At 67.0% G+C, this 19,881-nt stretch carries 15 protein-coding genes; 12 read left to right on the plus strand and 3 right to left on the minus strand.

The annotated features are described in order from the left end of the window. Positions 1 to 40: 40 nt before the first annotated feature. Together ACVWYS_RS17140 and ACVWYS_RS17145 are read left to right on the plus strand one after the other, a co-directional pair. The gene (locus ACVWYS_RS17140) at positions 41 to 1,189 is read left to right on the plus strand and encodes an alpha/beta hydrolase (protein ID WP_456507646.1); all 1,149 of its coding nucleotides are present in this window, start codon (positions 41 to 43) and stop codon (positions 1,187 to 1,189) included. Positions 1,190 to 1,248: 59 nt separating this feature from the next. Beyond that, the gene (locus ACVWYS_RS17145; RefSeq protein WP_456507647.1) at positions 1,249 to 2,187 is read left to right on the plus strand and encodes an alpha/beta fold hydrolase; all 939 of its coding nucleotides are present in this window, start codon (positions 1,249 to 1,251) and stop codon (positions 2,185 to 2,187) included. Here the strand turns inward: ACVWYS_RS17145 and ACVWYS_RS17150 are convergent. After that, a complete protein-coding gene (locus ACVWYS_RS17150; protein ID WP_456507648.1) occupies positions 2,172 to 2,927 on the minus strand; it encodes a glycosyltransferase family 2 protein in 756 nt (251 codons plus the stop codon). The genes ACVWYS_RS17145 and ACVWYS_RS17150 overlap by 16 nt on opposite strands. Positions 2,928 to 3,086: 159 nt before the next feature. Between ACVWYS_RS17150 and ACVWYS_RS17155 the strand changes: the two genes are divergently transcribed. After that, the gene (locus ACVWYS_RS17155; protein ID WP_009357211.1) at positions 3,087 to 3,290 is read left to right on the plus strand and encodes a cold-shock protein; all 204 of its coding nucleotides are present in this window, start codon (positions 3,087 to 3,089) and stop codon (positions 3,288 to 3,290) included. A gap of 134 nt (positions 3,291 to 3,424) precedes the next feature. Here the strand turns inward: ACVWYS_RS17155 and ACVWYS_RS17160 are convergent, their stop codons facing one another. Continuing rightward, positions 3,425 to 5,401, minus strand: coding sequence for an amino acid transporter (locus tag ACVWYS_RS17160; RefSeq protein WP_456507649.1), 1,977 nt, complete (start codon positions 5,399 to 5,401; stop codon positions 3,425 to 3,427). Positions 5,402 to 5,726: 325 nt separating this feature from the next. Between ACVWYS_RS17160 and ACVWYS_RS17165 the strand changes: the two genes are divergently transcribed. The 9 genes from ACVWYS_RS17165 to ACVWYS_RS17205 all read left to right on the plus strand — a co-directional run bounded on the left by ACVWYS_RS17165 (position 5,727) and on the right by ACVWYS_RS17205 (position 18,561). Then, on the plus strand, positions 5,727 to 6,347 hold the full coding sequence (locus tag ACVWYS_RS17165; protein ID WP_344361130.1) for a hypothetical protein: 621 nt from the start codon (positions 5,727 to 5,729) through the stop codon (positions 6,345 to 6,347). A 130-nt stretch (positions 6,348 to 6,477) separates the two neighbouring features. Further along, entirely contained in the window at positions 6,478 to 8,454 is a 1,977-nt protein-coding gene (locus ACVWYS_RS17170) for an APC family permease (RefSeq protein WP_344361132.1), read from the plus strand. A gap of 328 nt (positions 8,455 to 8,782) precedes the next feature. Further along, positions 8,783 to 8,881 (plus strand): potassium-transporting ATPase subunit F, encoded by a 99-nt coding sequence (locus tag ACVWYS_RS17175; RefSeq protein WP_344361134.1) that lies wholly within the window; start codon positions 8,783 to 8,785, stop codon positions 8,879 to 8,881. Positions 8,882 to 8,888: 7 nt separating this feature from the next. Beyond that, on the plus strand, positions 8,889 to 10,556 hold the full coding sequence (gene kdpA, locus ACVWYS_RS17180; RefSeq protein WP_344361137.1) for a potassium-transporting ATPase subunit KdpA: 1,668 nt from the start codon (positions 8,889 to 8,891) through the stop codon (positions 10,554 to 10,556). Continuing rightward, a complete protein-coding gene (gene kdpB, locus ACVWYS_RS17185) occupies positions 10,553 to 12,691 on the plus strand; it encodes a potassium-transporting ATPase subunit KdpB (protein ID WP_456510117.1) in 2,139 nt (712 codons plus the stop codon). The genes kdpA and kdpB overlap by 4 nt, the downstream gene beginning before the upstream one ends. A 10-nt stretch (positions 12,692 to 12,701) precedes the next feature. Further along, positions 12,702 to 13,322, plus strand: coding sequence for a K(+)-transporting ATPase subunit C (gene kdpC / locus ACVWYS_RS17190; protein WP_344361142.1), 621 nt, complete (start codon positions 12,702 to 12,704; stop codon positions 13,320 to 13,322). Between the two features lie 12 nt (positions 13,323 to 13,334). Then, the gene (locus tag ACVWYS_RS17195) at positions 13,335 to 16,010 is read left to right on the plus strand and encodes a DUF4118 domain-containing protein (protein ID WP_456507650.1); all 2,676 of its coding nucleotides are present in this window, start codon (positions 13,335 to 13,337) and stop codon (positions 16,008 to 16,010) included. Further along, positions 16,007 to 16,681: a response regulator gene (locus ACVWYS_RS17200; RefSeq protein WP_344361148.1), complete on the plus strand. Its 675-nt coding sequence runs from the start codon at positions 16,007 to 16,009 to the stop codon at positions 16,679 to 16,681. The genes ACVWYS_RS17195 and ACVWYS_RS17200 overlap by 4 nt, the downstream gene beginning before the upstream one ends. Before the next feature lie 77 nt (positions 16,682 to 16,758). Next, the gene (locus ACVWYS_RS17205; RefSeq protein ID WP_456510118.1) at positions 16,759 to 18,561 is read left to right on the plus strand and encodes a diguanylate cyclase; all 1,803 of its coding nucleotides are present in this window, start codon (positions 16,759 to 16,761) and stop codon (positions 18,559 to 18,561) included. Positions 18,562 to 18,569: 8 nt separating this feature from the next. Here the strand turns inward: ACVWYS_RS17205 and ACVWYS_RS17210 are convergent, their stop codons facing one another. After that, positions 18,570 to 19,703 (minus strand): acyl-CoA dehydrogenase family protein, encoded by a 1,134-nt coding sequence (locus tag ACVWYS_RS17210; RefSeq protein ID WP_456509088.1) that lies wholly within the window; start codon positions 19,701 to 19,703, stop codon positions 18,570 to 18,572. Positions 19,704 to 19,881: the final 178 nt, after the last annotated feature.

Below are 19,881 nucleotides of genomic sequence, written 5' to 3' on the forward strand. Positions count from 1 at the left end.
CTCACAGCTGTAGCACGGGTGTGCCAGATAGAATCGATGCATGACCGCCCCGGCCCGTTGGCCAACGCACCATGATTCATCCTTTCAGGCGGCCCGGCCACGGAGAGCGCAGCACCGCAACACCTTCACTCTGGCCCGCAAGGCCAGGAAGGTCCTGCGCCGGGTTCCGGTGTGGACCTGGCGGGTGCTGATGCGCTGCGTTCGCGCCAGCGAGACCGCCCGCTTCAACGCCGACCCCATTACCGGCGTCGCATATGTCCACGACATCGATTTCGTGGGCGACGGCATCCGGGCTCACCGCCTCGACGTCATCTCCCCGTCCCCTGCCGGCGGCACCGCCGCGGCCGATGCAACCGCGCCCGGCGAGTCCGGCGCCGTGCTCCCCGTTTACGTGTACTTCCACGGCGGCGGCTGGACCTCCGGGGACAAGTCCTCGCTGACCAAGTACTGCGCGAGCCAGGCCGAGGGCGGCATGGTGGTGGTCAACGTGAACTACCGGAAGGCGCCGCGTTTCCACATGGCCCATGTCCTGGCGGATGCGAATGCCGCGCTGGCCTGGGTCCGGCAGAACATCGCCGGCTATGGCGGCGACGCATCGCGGCTCGTACTGGGCGGCGACTCCGCCGGCGGCCAAGTCGCGGCGCTCCTGACCGCTGCAAGCTTCCGTCCGGAACTGGCACGGCACCACGGTCTGCTACCGGCCGTCCCTGCATCCGACTTCAAGGGCCTTGTCCAGCACTGCAGCGTGGTGGACTTTTCCGTCTTCTTCGAAAAGGGCTTCGTGCTGAGCCTGAACTTCGTCAGCATGCTGCTGCCCGCGCTCCGTTCCGGCGGCCAAAACGCGGGCATCGGTGGACGCCTGCGCCGCGGCTTGGGCGGCCTGTTCGGTCTGGGATACGGCACCGGCCACTTGGAGGCCCTCCGCAAGGGCGCGGGTTTCCTCTCGCCGATCGAGTGGCTGGATTCCCGCTTCCCGCCGGTCTTTGTGACCACCTCGGAACGGGACTTCTTCTACGCCGCCAACGTGAACTTCATTGCCCGCTTGCGCGAACATTCCGTCCCCGTGGACAGCCTCATCTACGGCTGGGACAACTCCAACACCGAACACACCTGGCAACAGAACTTCCGCTACCCGGAATCACAGGAGGTTTACCGCCGGCTCCACGCCTTCGTGCGCAAAGTGGCGTGAGCGCCGCCGCTCCTGCCCAATCCGACCCGGCCCGGGCCGGACCGGGCTATGTTTAGTCCATGGTGTCCGCCGACAGCAACGCGCAGAGCGAGCAGGAACCCGAGGGATTCGGATCCGCGCTGGTCGATGAAGCCGCCCGCCGGGACGCCGCGCTGGGCGACGTGGACTGGGCCTCCTTGCCAGAAGGCGCCGTCCGGGGCGCCTTCGAGGCCCCCAGCGGAAGACTCGCGACCATCTCCATGGGCACACCGGGAAACCCCCGGGTGCTCCTGATTCCGGGGGCGACCGGTTCCAAGGAAGACTTTGTGCTGATGCTCCCCGGACTCGCCGCGGCCGGGTACTTCGTCCTGAGTTGCGACATTGCCGGCCAGTTCGAGTCCGCGGCGGCGGGCCCCGAAAACCTCGTGCCTCCCCGCGCCCACTACGACTACGACTTGTTCACCAATGACCTGATCGCCATGCTCGACGCCGAGGCCGGGCCGGCGCACGTCGTCGGGTATTCGTTCGCCGCGATCGTCGCCCAGTTGGCCTTCACCCGGCGCCCGGAAAAGTTCCGGAGCCTCACCCTGATCAGCTGCCCGCCGGAGCCCGGCCAGAGTTTCCGCGGCGTCCAGCGCGTCGGCCGGGTCAGCCGCTGGGTCCACCCTCGGATCGGCGCCGCGCTGATGATCTGGGGCATCCGCATCAACGTCGCGCACGTGGCGCCCAACCGGCTTCGGTTTGTGCGGTACCGCTTCCGGTTCACCCGCCGGAGCTCTGTGAGTGACATCATCGGGCTGATGCAGCATGCACCGGACCTTCGGGCGGCACTGGCCGCCGCGTCGCTGCCGAAGTTCGTCACGGTCGGCGAACATGACCTCTGGCCGCTTGCGCTGCACCGCCGCTTCGCACAGTCCATCGGCGCGCGGATCGCGGTCTACCGGGGCGGGCACAGCCCGAGTGAGACCTCGCCGTACCAAATGAGCCGGGACCTGATCGCGCTTTACGGTTCCGTCTGACGCGAGTGGGTTCGTTCCCATTGCCGCCGGCGCCGGCGGCGCCGGAAAGGTCCCTCCTGCCGGAATTCGATGCCGAACGTCGTCCACGCCATCGACAACCGGCGCCCGACGGAGTGCCAGCTCGCCAGCGGCCGCGCGGAGACCCGCACGCGCAGCCCGGGGTCAGCGATCACCTTCACGTCGGGCGGAATCTGGTAGGAAATGTCGAGATCATCGTGGACCGGCGGTATGCCCCGGTGAACGGAGCCCCGGATCCGGTCCCAGACGTCGGACCGCAGGGCGAAATTCGAGCCAAACAGCGGAGGATGACCCAGCAGCCACCCGATGGCCCAGAAATACCCGGGAATGTAGACGCTCCCGCCCACCCACCGGGCGAACCGGGTCTCGCCATAGAAGTCGCCGGGGCCGGACACGGCGGACAACGGTCCTGCCTTCTCGAGAATTGCTTCAACCCGTTCGAGCCAGTCGGCGGGCGGGATGGAGTCGGTGTCCAGCCGGGCAATCAGCTCGGAGCAGGCTTCATCGAAGCCGTGTGCCGTGCAGGCGGCGATGCCCGGGAGTTCGACGGCGAGCCGCCGCGCCCCCGCAGCGGCGCAGACCTCCGCGGTGTTGTCCGTGCTGGCGTTGTCCACGACGACGATTTCGTCGGCCGGGCGGGTCTGGCCGGCGAGCGCAGCCAGGCACGCGGCGAGCATGCCGGCGTCGTTCCTGGTCGGGATAACCACCGAGATTGTTGTCATCGTGCCCCGACTATAGTCCCGGGACGGGACGAAATGCCCCCGTCGGCCTCTTGCACCATGGCCCCCGGCCCCGTACGTTGGGGGACAGCGGACGAATGTCTCCGCAGCCGTTGGCCTCATGGCCGCCGGAGATCAGCAGCATTTCAGAAGGATAAAGGCATGGCTACAGGCACAGTTAAATGGTTCAACGCCGAAAAGGGTTTTGGCTTCATTGCCCCGGATGACGGGTCGGCCGACGTTTTCGCCCACTACTCGGCAATCGCAACCAGCGGCTACCGCTCGCTGGACGAGAACCAGAAGGTTGAATTCGACGTCACGCAGGGCCCGAAGGGCCCGCAGGCTGAGAACATCCGCCCGCTCTAAGTACACAGGACAAGCCCCGGCCGCCCGGCCGGGACACCGTCCCCGAAGACCACAACAACCCTCCGGAGGATTCCTCCGGAGGGTTGTTTGTGTGCGGGAGCGTTTATGCCCGATGGCAACTATCTGCCTGAGCGTCAGCCGACATGGACCCAGGGGCGCCGCGTGACGTCAGGCTCGGCCTCGCGCAGCACTTCACGGGTTACCGGGGCGATTTCACCTTCGCCGAAGGCCAGGAACCGCATGAGGTTGGTGATGGGGTTACCCTCCGTCCAACGGAAGTAGATGTGCGGCATCAGCCCGGTGACGTCGCGGATGTGCAGCAGTACGGAGGCGATCGTGTTGGGAACCACGGGCCCATGGACTTCCAGGATCTGGTACCCGTGCCGGATCACCCCGCGGACCTCGAGCTCGGTCTCGAAGTCCGAAGAGTCGTCGACCACCACTTCCAGGAACAGGGCCTGGTAGTCCAACGGCAGGTGGCTGACCTCGATGGCCGACGTCAGTTTGTCCCGGTACGCCTCAGCACTGAGCCGCAGCGGTTCGTGGGCGATGATCGCGATGGGCCCGGTTTCGTTGGCAGCCAGGAATTCCAGGGCCGGGGTGTCCATGCGCACATGGGTGGCGTGGAGCTCGAAGGAGCGGCGGATGCGCGAGAGCAGCGAGATGACGATGATCCCGAGGATGAACAGCGCCGCGATCCGGATGCCTTCGGGGCGCTCGAAAATGTTGGCCACCGTGGTGTAAATGAATACGACGGCGATGATCCCGAACCCGATGCTGCGCTTGCGCTGCCGTTTGCTGCGCGCCGAGAAGGTCACGGCGACCGCGGCAGAGGTCATCAGGACGAGGACGCCGGTGGCGTAGGCGCCGCCCTGGGCGTCGACGTCGGCGTCGAAGAGCCAGGTGATCAGGAACCCCACGAGCGTGAACACCAGGACCAGCGGCCGGACGGCGCGGGCCCATTCCGGCGCCATGCCGTACCGGGGCAGATAGCGGGGAACCAGGTTCAGGAGCCCGGCCATGGCGGAGGCGCCGGCAAACCACAGGATGGCAATGGTGCTGATGTCATACACGGTGCCGAAGCCCGCGCCCAGGTATTCGTGGGCCAGATAGGCCAGGGCGCGCCCGTTCGCCTGGCCGCCCGGCTGGAATTCCTGTTCCGGAATGAGCACCACGGTGGTGAAGCTCGTGGTGACGAGGAACGCACTCATGATGACGGCGGCCGTGGTCAGCAGGCGGCGGGCGCCCTTGATCCTGCCCTCGGGGTTCGCCTCGGTGTCCGTGGCGTGGCCGCGGATCTGCGGCATGACCGCGACGCCGGTCTCGAAGCCCGACAGGCCCAGGGCCAGCTTCGGGAAGACCAGCAGCGCGATGCCCACGACCATCAGGGGGTTTCCGTGCTGGGTGGTCAGGGCCAGCCACCAGTTGTCGACCGCCACCGGGTGCGCGATGACCTCGAAGATGGTTGTGATAACCACAATGACGTTCAGGCCGAGATAGAGCCCCACGAGGACGACGGCGACGCCGATCGCTTCCTTGAAACCGCGCAGGAACACCGCGGCGAGCAGGGCGAGCAGGAACAAGGTGACCGGGACGTTCTGGCCCTGCATCCAGGCGGGCGCAAACGGGTTCTCGATGGCGTGCGCGGTCGCGTCAGCTGCGGAGAGCGTCATGGTGATCATGAAGTCGGTGGCCGCGAACCCCAGCAGGACCAGGACCAGGAGTTTTCCGCCCCACCTCGGCAGGAGCCGCTCCAGCATGGCGATGGACCCTTCGCCGCGCGGGCTTTCGCCGGCCACCCGGCGGTACACGGGCAGTGCGCCCAGCAAGGTCACGGCAACCAGGACCAGAGTGGCCAACGGCGAAATCACACCGGCCGCGAGCGCGGCGATGGCGGGCTGGTAGCCCAGCGTGGAGAAGTAGTCCACACCGGTCAGGCACATGACCTGCCACCACGTGTGCTTTTTCAGGTGGCTGTCACTGACGGCCCCCGGCCCCTGGTGGGTTCCCTTGCTGTCCTGCAGCCCGAACAGGAGCCAGTTCCTGAAGTGGTCCCCGGCGCCGGGCCGTGGCGCGGAGGGGTCTGCCGGGGGTCGGCTGAGCGTGGTCATTTTGTCCTTTCCACACGACGCACCGCGCCGCTTCCGTCCGCGACAGTACCAGCCCCCGCAACCGCCGGCGCCGTCCAGCGCCGTCCAGCGGACAATCCTGACGGTTCCTTAACGCGGCGCTTGTGTACCCGGCCTGACTCCCCGCGGCCGCCCTTCCTGCTGGCCCGGACGAGCCGCCGCATTAAGATAACGCAAATTCTGGGGCCGCCTGCATATGGAAAGCATTAAGGCCCGATCCGGTCGGGCTTCGGCGGTGATGTCATGAAACAAGGGGACACTGCGGCCACTGTGGTCGCGGTCAGATCCTCGGCAGGAGCTAAACAAAATGAACACCAAGTCCCGGCGGATGCGGGAAGCATCAGGACTTCCGGCCGGTGCCGGTGGCGCTCGGGATTTCGTCGCCGTCGACGACAGCGGGGATTTCTCCTACCACCGATCGGAGGAGGAACTATTGACGGCGTTTGAATACGTCGGGGAAGCTGCATGCATCATCGACCGCGGCGGCAGCTCTTACCGCCTGGTGCTGGATGGAAATCGTCACCTGTCCGTTGGGCCCGCGCTGGGACCGGTGGAATTCCATTGGCTCCGTCACGCGTGGCTGGACGCTCAAAATGCCCATCCGGACGAGCACCGGCTCCGGCGCTTCTACCCCGTCACGAGCGACGAAGTGGTGTCGGACTTGTTCGAAACCCTTGCCTTGGAACGCCCGAGGGAACCGGCCGAGGGAGCATGGTCTCTGGACATCCACGGCTTTGCCTCGCGGCCGTCCAGCCTCGGGGAACTCGATCGTCTGCTCGCCCGGCAGAAACGGCTGGTGCACGTCCACGTGACGGACCCGTTCGGACACATCTACCGGCCGGCGCGACACCGGAGTCACTGGTATCTGCCGGCATCCGCCGGAGCCATCCTTTACGTCGAAGTCCCGGCCCCGGTCACGGCCCGCTGACCGCGGTGCCCTGCGGGCCGGCCCGGCGTTAAGGATCCGTCAAGATCGTTCCCGGGTCGGGAACGGCGTCCGGCTCCGGTGTTATCGTCGGCACTAAACACGATGGTGGGCATCGCGCGGAGAGGCACAGATGACCACGATGAGCAGACCGCCTTCGGATCCCTCAGCGGTACGGCCGGGAGCCGGGGACAACTTCAGAAGATGGCTGCTTTTCGGCCTGCAGGACGCCAAAGGTGTCCATCAGGGACCCGGCGCAGTGAGCGACTCGCATCTGAAGAAGCATGCGTGGTGGCAGGTCATGTGCCTCACCGGCGTTGATTACTTCTCAACTTTGGGCTACCAGCCGGCCATCGCAGCCTTGGCTGCGGGCGTAATCTCGCCGCTGGCGACCATGGTCCTGGTGGCTGTCACCCTGCTTGGGGCCCTACCGGTTTACCGCCGGGTTGCCGGTGAGAGCCACCGCGGCGAGGGCTCCATCGCCATGCTGGAACGGCTGATGCCGCGCTGGGGCGGGAAGTTGTTCGTGCTGGTCCTGCTGGGGTTCGCGGCCACCGACTTCATGATCACCATGACGCTCTCCGCCGCCGACGCCACCGCACACGCGATCCAGAACCCCCTCGTTCCGGGCTGGATGCAGGGCCAAAACGTGCCGGTCACGCTCTTCCTGCTCGCCCTGTTGGGTGCCGTCTTCCTGCGCGGGTTCAAAGAAGCGATCGGCGTTGCGGTCGTCCTGGTCGGCATCTATCTGAGCCTGAATGTCGTGGTCGTGATCACCACCATCCTGGAATTATTCACTCACCCCGTTGACGTGGCTAACTGGTGGCTCGCCCTGACAACCTCGCACGGGAACCCGTTCATGGTGGTCGGGATCGCCCTGCTCGTCTTCCCCAAGCTGGCCCTTGGCCTGTCCGGCTTCGAAACCGGCGTGGCCGTGATGCCACAGATCCAAGGACGCCCCGGTGACACCGAAGAGAAGCCCGTAGGCCGGATCGAGGGCGCCCGCCGGCTGCTGACAACCGCCGCCGTCATCATGAGCGCCTTCCTCATCACGACCAGCTTCACCACGGTGATCCTGATCCCGGCACAGGAATTCCAGCCCGGCGGCCAGGCCAACGGCCGCGCCCTGGCCTACCTGGCCCACGAATATCTGGGAAACGGATTCGGCACCGTCTACGACATCAGCACGATCGCCATCCTCTGGTTCGCCGGCGCTTCCGCAATGGCCGGGCTCCTGAACCTCGTGCCCCGCTACCTGCCCCGCTACGGCATGGCCCCCGGGTGGGCCCGGGCCGTCCGGCCGCTGGTCCTGGTGTTCACCGCCGTCGGGTTTCTGATCACCTGGCTCTTCAACGCCGACGTCGACGCCCAGGGCGGCGCCTACGCCACCGGCGTCCTGGTCCTGATGACCTCAGCCGCGGTTGCCGTGGCGCTGTCCGCCCGGCGCGGGAAACAGCGCAAACGCACCATCGGGTTCGGCATCATCGCCGTCGTTTTCATATACACCACAGTGGCCAACATCATTGAACGCCCCGAAGGCATCCGGATCGCAGCGTTCTTCATCGTGGGCATCATCGTGATTTCGCTGCTTTCGCGCATCCGGCGTTCTTTCGAGCTCCACGCCACCCATGTCCACATGGACCGGCAGGCTCTGGAGTTCATGTCCTCCAACCTGGAAGGGCCCATAGCGATCATCGCCCACGAACCGCTGCGCCTCAGCGCCGAGGCGTACCGGGACAAACTGACGTCTGCGATCGAGGTCAGCCACCTGCCCGTGGACTACCAGGCATTGTTCCTGGAAGTGACCGTGGACGATTCCTCCGACTTTGAGACGGCTTTGGAGGTCCACGGTGTGACCCGGCACGGCTACCATGTCCTGGAAGTCCACGGACCCGTCGTGCCGAACACCATCGCCTCGGTGCTCCTGCACATCCGGGACGTGACCGGGCTGATGCCGCACATCTACTTCCGCTGGACCGAAGGGAACCCGGTCACGAACCTGCTGCGCTTCCTCGCGTTCGGCGAAGGCGAAATCGCCCCGGTCACCCGCGAAGTGCTCCGCGAAGCAGAACCCGATGTCACCAAACGGCCCTGGGTCCACGTCGGCTGAGCGCCGCGGCCCGGAGGACAAGACGGGCTCCGGCCGCAGCCAAACAGGCCGAGTACGGATGCAGGACGGTCCGGAATTTCCGCGCACATTAAGGCTGCGTCAAGATCCCTCCTCAGGGCGTTAAGAAACCATCAGGAACCGGCCTTCTCCTTCTGGAGAGGAGTTGACTTTCAGTAGCCCCGCAAACGGGGCACAGATGAAAGGAACCTGCTATGGCCGACCTGGCTGTTATCGGAATCCTCATGGTGTCCATGGGGTTCGTCATGTGGATCGGCCACGTCCTGGCCGGGATGGTCGGGGGTGCCGATGACAGGCCGGAGGGTGGACGTTGAGCGCGGACGCGATCATGTGGCTCGTTCTGTTGCTGGCCGGGCTGTGCCTCTTCGGCTACCTCCTGGCGGTCCTGATCCATCCGGAAAAGTGGTGAACGGATCATGACCTTCAACTCCGCATCCTTTGTAGTCCAGGTGGCGGGACTGCTCATTGTCCTCGCAGCCCTGCACAAGCCCTTCGGCATCTATCTGGCCCGGGTTTTCGAGGGCACGACGTCCAGCCGAACCGAGCGTCTTTTCTACCGGCTCGCCGGGATCGACGCCGGCACCGAGCAGAGCTGGTCCGTCTACCTGCGCAGCGTCCTGGCGTTTTCCGCTGTCTCCATCCTGGCCGTGTTCGGCCTGCAGCGGCTGCAGGGCGTCCTGCCCGGCAGCGGTTCCCTGCCCGGCGTCGACCCGTGGGTGGCCATGAACACGGCCATTTCCTTTGTGACCAACACGAACTGGCAGACGTATGTACCGGAGACCACGCTGGGCATCTTCGTGCAGATGACTCTGCTGGCAGTGCAGAACTTCCTCTCGGCCGCGGTCGGCATCGTCGTCGTCGTCGCCCTCATCCGCGGCATCGCCCGAACCAGGACGCAGCGGCTGGGGAACTTCTGGGTGGACCTAGCCCGGACCACTTTCCGGATCCTGCTGCCGATCGCGTTCGTCGCGGCAGTGGTGATGGTCCTCGGCGGCGTGGTGCAGAACTTCTGGCCCACCGACGTCACCAACCAGGCGTCCGGGATCCACCAGACCATTCCCGGCGGCCCGGTCGCGTCCCAGGAAGCCATCAAGGAGCTCGGGACCAACGGCGGCGGCTACTTCAACGCCAACTCCGCCCACCCGTTCGAGAACCCCAATGCCCTCATCAGCTTCTTCGAGGTGTTCCTGCTCCTGCTCATCCCCTCTGCCCTGCCCTACGCCTTCGGCCGGATGGTGGGTGACCAGAAGCAGGGCTACACGGTGGCCGCGGTGATGGGCGCCCTGTGGCTGGCATCGGTTTCCCTGATGGGATGGGCCGTGGCTTCCGGCCAGGGAACCGCGACGGCGGCGGCCGGCGGCCTGGGCGAAGGCTTTGAACAGCGCTTCGGACCGGTGCAAAGCGCGATCTTCGCCACGTCCACCACGCTGACCTCCACCGGCGCCGTCAACGTCGCCCATGATTCCCTGCCCCCGCTGGCCGGCGGTGTGGCCATGGTGAACATGATGCTCGGCGAAGTCGCCCCGGGTGGAACCGGGTCCGGGCTCTACGGGCTGCTGATCCTGTCCATCATTTCCGTCTTCATTGCCGGGCTGATGGTCGGGCGCACCCCGGAGTACCTGGGCAAGAAGATCGGCCCGACGGAAATGAAACTCGCCGCCATGTACATCCTCGTCACCCCGACCGTGGTCTTGGCCCTGGCCGGCATTACCGTCCTGTTGCCGGACGCCATGGCCAACGCCCCGGCCACCGGCCCGCACCAGTTCAGCGAAGTGCTTTACGCCTTCACATCAGGGGCCAACAACAACGGCTCTGCGTTCGGCGGCATCACCACCTCGGGCCCCTACCTCTCAGTCATGATGGGCCTGGCGATGCTGCTGGGCCGATTCCTCCCGATTGTCCTGGTCCTCGCCCTGGCCGGCTCCCTCGCCCGTCAGGGCAAGGTTCCCGCCTCCGCCGGCACCGTCCCCACCCACGGTCTCCTGTTCGGCGGGCTGCTGCTCGGCGTGACAGTGATCCTGACCGCCCTGAGCTACTTCCCGGCCCTTGCCCTGGGCCCCCTCGCAGAAGGACTCCTGAAATGACCCGGTCTAGCACGGCATCAGCCTCGGACCTCGCCGCCCAGACCTACGCCGACGGCAACCCCCTCGGCACCCCCGGCGAGCACAAGCACCACACCAAAGCCCCGGCAAAACTGACGATCACGTCCGTCGCCGCCGCCCTGCCACTTGCGGTCCGGAAACTTTCCCCGCGGCAGATGATCCATTCTCCGGTCATGTTCACCGTGTTGGTGGGGGCCGCCCTGTGCACGGCGATCTCCCTGTACAGGCCGTCGGTGTTCGGCATCGCGGTCACGGCCTGGCTGTGGCTCACCGTGCTCTTCGGCACCCTGTCCGAATCCATCGCCGAGGGCCGGGGCAAGGCACAGGCCGACAGCCTCCGCGCCAGCCGCATAGGCGTCCAGGCCCGGCTCCGGCAGCCCGACGGCAACACCCGGGACATCCCCGGTACGGAGCTGCGACTCAATGACATCGTGATCTGCGAAGCCGGAGACGTCATCCCCTCGGACGGCGAAATCATCGAAGGTCTCGCCAGCGTCGACGAATCGACCATCACGGGTGAATCAGCCCCGGTGATCCGCGAATCCGGCGGTGACCGGTCCTCCGTCACCGGCGGCACGAAGGTCCTCTCGGACCGGATCGTCATCCGCATCACTGCCGAGCCCGGCCAAACGTTCATCGACCGGATGATCAAGCTCGTCGAGGGCGCCGTGCGGCAGAAGACCCCTAACGAAATCGCCCTCCACGTCCTGCTGGTGTCCCTGACCATCGTGTTCCTTGCCGTCACCATGTCCCTGGCCCCGTTTGCCGCCCTGGCCGGCGCCACGCCGTCCCCGATCGTGCTGGTGGCCCTGTTGGTCTGCCTGATCCCCACCACCATCGGGGCGCTGGTCCCGGCGATCGGCATTGCCGGCATGGACCGGCTGGTCCAGCACAACGTGCTGGCCACCTCAGGCCGTGCCGTGGAGACCGCCGGAGACATCACCACACTGCTGCTGGACAAGACCGGCACCATTACCTACGGCAACCGCCGTGCAGTCAATTTCTTCCCCGCCGATCATGTGGACAGGACCCAACTCATCGAAGCGGCCCGGGTCTGCAGCCTGGCCGACGAAACCCCCGAGGGCCGCTCCATTGTGGACCTCGCCGCGGACAAGGGCGTGACCGGGGCCGATCTGGCCGCACTCGAACGCAGCTCCGGCAATTTTGCCGTGGTCCCCTTCAGCGCCAGCACGCGCATGAGCGGACTGGACCTTGACGGCCGGCAGATCCGCAAAGGCGCCGCCTCCACGGTGACGGCCTTCGTTGCCGAATACGGCGGGCACTCCCCGGCGGAAGTCGACCACCGGGTAACGGAAATCTCGGCACAGGGCGGAACGCCCCTGCTCGTCGCCCAGGTGGGAAAGGACGGCCGCGCCGAGATCCTGGGGACCATCCACCTCGCCGACGTCGTCAAACCCGGCATGCATGCCCGCTTCGCCGAACTGCGGCAAATGGGCATCCGGACGGTGATGATCACCGGCGACAACCCCATCACTGCCAAGGCCATCGCCGCCGAGGCCGGGGTCGACGATTTCCTGGCCGAGGCAACCCCGGAGGACAAACTCGCGGTCATCAAGAAGGAGCAGGCGGCAGGGCGGCTGGTGGCCATGACCGGGGACGGTACCAACGACGCCCCGGCCCTGGCCGCGGCGGACGTCGGCGTCGCCATGAACTCCGGCACCCCGGCCGCCAAAGACGCTGCCAACATGGTGGACCTCGACTCCGACCCCACCAAGCTCATCAACATCGTCGGCATCGGCAAACAGCTGCTCATCACCCGCGGCGCCCTGACCACCTTCTCCGTCGCCAATGACGTCGCCAAGTACTTCGCGATCGTTCCGGCCCTCTTCACCGCCGCGTTCCCGGGGCTGGGACTGCTGAACATCATGGGACTCGCCACCCCGTCCTCGGCCATCCTGTCCGCGGTGATCTTCAACGCCCTGATCATCATCGCCCTGGTGCCGCTCGCGCTCCGCGGCGTCAAATACCGTGCCGTCTCCGCCAACCAGGCACTGGGGCGGAACCTGCTGATCTACGGGCTCGGCGGGCTCATCGCCCCCTTCATCGGCATCAAGATCATCGACCTCATGATTTCCCTCATCCCCGGAATCGGCTAGGAACATCCCCATGAACACACTCACCGGCTACCTCCGGCAGGCAGGCACCGCCGTCCGGTTCTTGCTCTTCGCCACCTTGGTCCTCGGCGTGGCCTACCCCCTGGCCGTCTTCGGCGTCGGACAGCTCATCGCCCCGTACCAGGCCAACGGCTCCATCATCAAAGACAGCGCCGGCACCCCGGCCGCGTCGGCCCTGATCGCCCAGGCATCCGCCAACGACGCCGGAGCCCAGGACCCGCGCTGGTTCCATGCCCGGCCCTCGGCCGTGAAATGGGACCCGGCATCGTCCTCGGCCAGCAACCTGGGCCCCAACGACCCCAAACTGGCAGAGGCCATCGCTGCCAACCGCGCGGCCGTCGCGAAGGCCGAAAACGTCCCCGAAGCGGCCGTTCCTGCCGATGCCGTGACCGCCAGCGGCTCCGGACTGGATCCGGACATCTCGCTGGCCTACGCCCGACTCCAGATACCGCGCGTTGCCGCCGCCCACGGGCTCAGCACGGAGACTGTGACCGCCCTCGTCGCACAACAGACCAGCGGCGGCGCCGAGGCATTCCTGGGGCAGCCCGCGGTGAACGTGACGGTCCTGAACCTCGCAGTCGCCGCCGCGTCGCCTGTGTCCGCCTCCAAGTGACAGAATGACGACATGGCACGTGGAACGCTGCGGATCTTCCTGGGGGCCGCGCCCGGCGTAGGTAAGACCTACGAGATGCTGGAGGAAGCCCACCGACTCCGCGAGCGAGGCGAAGATGTGGCGGTAGCGTTCGCGCTCGACCACGGCCGCGCCGACACAAGGGCACTCATGGCCGGCCTCGAGGTCATTCCGCCCCGGCAGCTGCGCTACCGGGGGGCCGAGTTCGAGGAAATGGACCTGGACGCAGTTCTGGCCCGTGCCCCCAAGACCGCGGTAGTGGACGAGTACGCCCACTCCAACGTCCCGGGCAGCCGCAACCAGAAGCGCTGGCAGGACGTGGATGAACTTCTCAACGCCGGGATCAATGTCCTATCAACGGTCAACATCCAGCATCTGGCGTCCCTGGGCGACGTCGTCAGCGCCATCACCGACGTCCGCCAGGCAGAAACCGTGCCGGACGACGTCGTGCGCCGCGCCGACCAGATCGATCTGGTCGACATCCCGCCGGAACTGCTGCGCCAGCGGCTCAGCGACGGAAAAATCTACGCCTCGGATAAGATTGACGCGGCCCTGTCCAACTATTTCCGCCTGGGCAACCTCGGCGCGCTGCGCGAGCTCGCTTTGCTGTGGCTGGCCGACAGGGTGGACGAAGGGCTGGCCAAATACCGGGCCGAACAGGGCATTGAAGCCAGCTGGCCAGCCCGCGAGCGCATCGTGGTGGGCCTGACCGGGGGCCCTGAGGGCGAGGCACTCATCCGCCGCGGGGCCCGTATCCTGACCAGGGTCAGCGGCGGGGACCTTCTGGCCGTCCATGTGCGCGCCGCCGACGGTGTCGCTTCGGAGTCACCACAGGCGCTCGAACGGCAGCGGCGGCTGATCCAGGATCTGGGCGGCAGCTACCATATCGTATCCGGAGAAGACCCTGCGGCCGCACTGCTGGACTTCGCCCGCAGCGTCAACGCCACCCAGATCGTGGTCGGTATTTCGCGCCACAAGAACCTCGCGGGCGTGGTGGGCGGTCTCTTGGGTGGCGGGGTGGGGACGCGGGTGGTGCGGGGCTCCGGAGACATCGATGTCCACATGGTCTCTCACCCCCTCGGCGGCCAGGGCACGGGGGTGCCGCACCCCCGCGATCTCGGCCGGGTTCGGGTGGCAGTAGGCCTGATCTTGGCGGTCCTGTTGCCTGCGCTGCTGCAATTGCTGCTGCTGGCCCTGAACCCGGAGCGCAACGTGGCCACAGCGATGCTGGTCCAACTGACCGGCTCCGTCGTGGTGGCCCTGGTTGGCGGACTATGGCCGGCGATCCTCGCCGCGCTGTGGAGCAGCCTCCTGGTCAACTACTTTTCCACCCCGCCGGTCGGCAACTTAACCATCAGTGATCCGCAGAACTTGTTTGCCCTGCTGGTGTTCGTGGGCGTCTCGGCGGCCGTCGCCGTCGTCGTCGACCTTTCGGCCCGCCGCTCGAAGGAGGCTGCGCGGGCCCGTGCCGAGGCAACGACGCTGGGTGACCTGACCCGCGGCGCCGCCGGGTCGGAGGACACCGTTCAGGCGCTGCTGGAGCAGGCGCTGGGTGTTTTCCAAGTCCGGGGCACTGCCTTGTTCAGCCGCGAGGCTGGCGCCGGGTACGGCGCCGGAAGCACGGCCAGCGGCCGGCCGTGGCGGCTGCTCGCCTCGGCTGGAGAGATCCCGGCTACTGCCGAGAGCGCTCGGGGGGACGCCGCCACCGGCGACAACGTCGAGGAGATTGATGCCGCCACCCGGCTGGTCCTTTACGGACGGATCCTGCCAGCAAGCGACCGGCGCCTCCTGGGGGCCTTCGGCGTCCATTTGGCGGCCCAGCTTGAACGCCAGCAGCTGGTTGTCAGCCGCCGGGAGATGCTGCGCCTTGCCGAGAGCAACACGATGCGCACTTCCATTCTCCGCGCCGTGTCCCACGACCTGCGCACCCCGCTAGCCGGGATCAAACTCGCCGTCGGTGGCCTGCGCCACGACGGCGTCCGCTACACCCCGGAAGAGGAGCAGGAGCTGCTGGCTACCATCGAGGAGTGCTCGGACCGGCTGGACGCCCTGGTGGGGAATCTGCTGGACATGTCCCGGCTCACCTCGGATGCCGTCAATCCCCTCCTCAAACCGGTGCGCTGGTTCGAAGTGATCCCCGGAGCCCTCGGCGCCGTCCCTCCGGGCAGGGTGCGGGTGGACCTGCCCGCCAACATGCCGGAGATCGACGCCGACCCGGGAATGCTGGAACGTGTCATTGCGAACATCGTCGAAAACGCCGTGAAATACGCCCCGGACTCAGATATTGTCCTGGTGGGGACGGCCGGCGGCCTCAGCTCGGCGACACTCGAAGGGCACCCTGCGGGCGAGCTGCGGATCATCGATCATGGTCGCGGCGTCCCGGCGGAGAGTGTCGTCGAGATGTTCCGTCCGTTCCAGCGGCTCGATGACACGCCGCAGGCCACCGGGATCGGACTCGGACTGGCCGTGGCGAAAGGATTCACCGAAGCAATGGGCGGAACGCTGGCCGCGGAAGAGACGCCAGGTGGCGGTTTGACGATGGTCATCCGGCTTCCCCTGTCCACGGGCGTGCCGTTCGACGCACGCCCCGCCCAGGCTCCGCTCGAGCCGCAGTCGGCCGTGGGGCGCCGCCATGCACTGCCGCTCAGGCCTGGACCGGACGCCGGATGACCGCCGTCCTGGTGGTCGATGACGACCCGCACCTGCTGAGGGCACTCCGAATCACGCTGCAGGCCCACGGTTACTCGGTGACCACTGCGGCAGACGGGCGTTCTGCCCTGCTGAGCGCATCCCAGCACCCCTTGGCGCTGGTCATCCTGGATCTCGGTCTGCCGGACATCGACGGCACCACAGTCCTGCGGGAGCTCCGGTCCTGGAGCCAGGTCCCGATTCTGGTGCTCTCAGCCCGCCACGGCTCCGAGGACAAAGTGGAAGCGCTCGACGCCGGCGCGGACGACTACATCACGAAGCCGTTCGGCCTCGACGAGCTGCTGGCCCGGATCCGTGCCCTCCTGCGCCGCAGCGTTGACCAGGAGCAGGCACCCGTGGTGACCGCCGGGGCCTTCACCGTGGACCTGGGCAAACACCGTGTCATCCGCGACGGCCAGGATGTGCGGCTGACCCCCACCGAATGGAACATTCTGGAGGTGCTGGTCCGGAACCCGGAAAAGCTCATCACACAGCAGCAGCTGCTCTCCGAGGTCTGGGGTCCGGCGTACGCCAAGGAAACCAACTATCTCCGGGTCTACATGGCCCAGCTGCGGCGCAAACTCGAACCGGACACCGCCAACCCGCGCCATCTGCTCACCGAGGCCGGCATCGGCTACCGGTTCATGCCCTGAGAGTTTTTCCTGGCTGTGCTTGCTCAGAGCGACTGCTGAGTTTTCGCATGCCGCGGCCGGCAATGGATACTGGGGCAATGACAAATCGCAGCCCGCTCAACTGGGACGATGCCGGCCCGTCGCCGCTGCCGGAGATCCCGGCGCAACTGCAGGCCGTCCTCAACGGAATCCCGGCCATGGTGGGCTACTGGGATACGGAGCTCCGCAACCGCCTGGCCAACGACGCCTACGGCACGTGGTTCGGCATTGAACCCGGTCGGCTGTACGGCATGCATATCGGCGACGTGCTCGGGGAGGCAGTCTTCGAGGCGAACCGGCCGCACATCGAGCTCGTGCTCGCGGGAGAGCCTCAGAAGTTTGACCGGACCCTCGTGGATGCCGCGGGCGAATCGCGCTTCACCGAGGTGACGTACACCCCCGATGCCCGGGACGACGGCGCGGTACGGGGGTTTTTCGTCCAGGTCACGGACATCACGGAGCGGGTGCTGGCCGATCGGCGCAGGCAGCAGGACATGGACCGGTACCGGGCCCTGGCGCGCAGCGTCCCCGGTGTCTTCGTGCTCCTCTTCGACGCTGATCTGCGGTACCTGATCGCCGAAGGGCAGGAACTGGAGACGTTTGGCTACCGCACGGAGGAGCTGGAAGGCCGGCGCATCCAGGACGTGCTCAAGGGCGATCTCGCCAGCGAGCTCGAACCGCGCTACCGTGCGGCCCTCACCGGCCGGGAAGTCTCCTGGAGCCGTCAGATCGGCCACCGCACCTACCGGCTCAAAGCCGGACCGGTGTACTCCGACGACGAGGCCACGGCCGGCATGGTCGTGGCGGTTGACGTCACCGAGCGCCTGCAGCAGCAGCAGGTCTGGGAGGCCCTCCACGAAATAGCGACCGCTGTCGCCCGCAACGCCGCCCCCGCCGACATCTCCGAGCGGGTCGCGGCCATCGTCCTTGAGCTGTTCAATGTGGACTCCGCCGCCGTCGTCCGTTTCACGGGTGCATCGTCGGCGGAAATCGTCGCCATGGCCCCCGCCCTCCCGCCGACGCTGAGCCGCCGGCACATCTTTGCCCCGACTGACGAGTCGGCCACCGTCCGGGTGGCGTTGACGGGCAAGCCTGCCCTCGTTGTTTACGGGCCGGAGGGCGGACCGGCGGCGGAGCAGATGCGCGCCGGCGGCTTCCAGTCCGCGGCGGCGGCGCCGGTCCGGGTCGGGGGAAGCCTGTGGGGCGTGGTGACCCTGACCTCAAAATCCCGCACGGGTGTCACGGAAGCCATGATGGCGCGGCTGGCCCAGTTTGCGGAGCTCGTCGAGATCGCCATCGGCAACTCGGAGGCACGGACCGACCTCGAACTGCAGGCCACCACGGATGCCCTGAGCGGCCTGCCCAACCGGCGGGCCCTGGAACGGCACCTCGCCGAACAGGTTGCGCTGGCCGGGACGCGCGGCACCAGCCTGAGCGCGGTCGTCCTGGATATCGACCACTTCAAAAGGGTCAACGACACCTACGGCCACCTTTTGGGCGATGTCGTCCTGGCCGAGGTCGCGGCGAGGCTCCGGAGGGTCGCCCGGAGCCAGGACATCCTGGCCCGCTTCGGCGGCGAAGAGTTCGTGTGGCTGCTCCCGGAGACGAACGGCGCCGAGGCCCTGCAGGCGGCGGAACGGGCCCGGGAGGCCATCGCGTCCGAGCCGTTCGGGGACGTCGGCTTCCTGACGATCTCCGCCGGCGTCTGCGAGCAGCGCGACGCCGCGGCCGGGACCCTCCTGGACTGCGCGGACCGGGCTCTCTACGAGGCGAAAAACGCCGGCCGCAACCGCACCTCACGCTACGGCCACGCCACCCGGACCGCCCGTGCCGGGGACGGCCCGGGCGGACTCCGCGCCTAGCTCAGCGCTTAAACGAAGGCCGACTTTCCGGTCACGGCCCGGGCCACGATCAGTGAATTGATCTCGTAGCTGCCCTCGTAGGTGTACAGGATCTCGGCGTCGCCAAAGAGCTTGCCCATCTCGTAGTCGCTGCTGATCCCGTTGCCGCCCATGAGCGACCGGCCCATCGCCACCGAGGCCCGCGCCAGCCGCGTGGTGGTGGACTTGGCCATGGCGGCCTGGACCATCTCCAGCTTGCCCTCCTCCTGGATCCTCGCCAGCTGGGCCATCAGGGCCAGCGAGGCGGTGGCGTTGCCCAGGATCTCGGCGAGCTGCTGCTGGATGAGCTGGAAGCGGGCCAGCTCCTTGCCGAACTGCCGGCGCTGCAGCGAATAAGAACGCGCGACGTCGAACGCGGCCAGCTGGATGCCGGCGCCCTGCCAGCCCACCCAAGCGCGCGAATCACGCAGAAGCTCGTTGGCCTTGGAGAAGTCGGTGGCCCCCGGCAGCAGGTTGGCTTCCGGGATGCGGACCTCATCCAGGACGATGTCCGCGTTCTGCATGATGCGCAGGCCGATCTTGTTGGCGATCTTCGTGGCGGTGTACCCGGGCCGGTCCGTTTCCACGATGAAACCCTTGATGTGCTGGTCGGCGACGTCGCGGGCCCAGACGAGGGCGAAGTCCGCGATGGTGCCGGCTCCGATCCAGCGTTTGGCGCCGTTGATGACCCACTCGCCGTTCTCCAGCCGCGCCGTGGTTTCCAGCCCGCCAGCGATGTCCGAACCATGGTCCGGCTCGGTCAGGGCGAACGCCCCGAGCTGGGTGAAGGCGGTGAGGCCGGGAAGCCAGCGGGCCTTCTGCTCCTCGGAGCCAAGCTGATCGATCATGCCGACAATCAGCTCGTTGTGGATGCCCACGAGTGCCGAGAGGGAGACGTCGGCGCGGGCCACCTCGACATACATGAGGCCCTTGAAGAGCTTGGACGTGCCGTCCGTCTGTAACCCGCCCAGGCCGTACTTGCCGAGTTCCGCGAGCAGCCCGAAAGGGAACTCCTCGCGGTTCCAGTAGTCGATCGATGCCGCCCGAATCCGGGACTGCAGGAATTCCCGGACCTCCTGGTAGCGGAGCTGTTCGTCCGGCGGCAGCAGGTCCACGATGTACATGAGGTCGGCGTCGGGAAACGGCGGCTCTGCCGCGGAGGCCGCTGCAACCGTTCCGGCTGGGGCTGATCCGGCTGTGCCTGATTCGGCTGTGTCTGATTCGGCTGTGGCCGACTGTCCGTTGACACGTCCTGATGACTGCACGGGCACGCATCCCTTCGTCATGCGCCGCCAGCAGAGC

The sequence above is a fragment of the Arthrobacter sp. TE12231 genome (assembly GCF_054062895.1).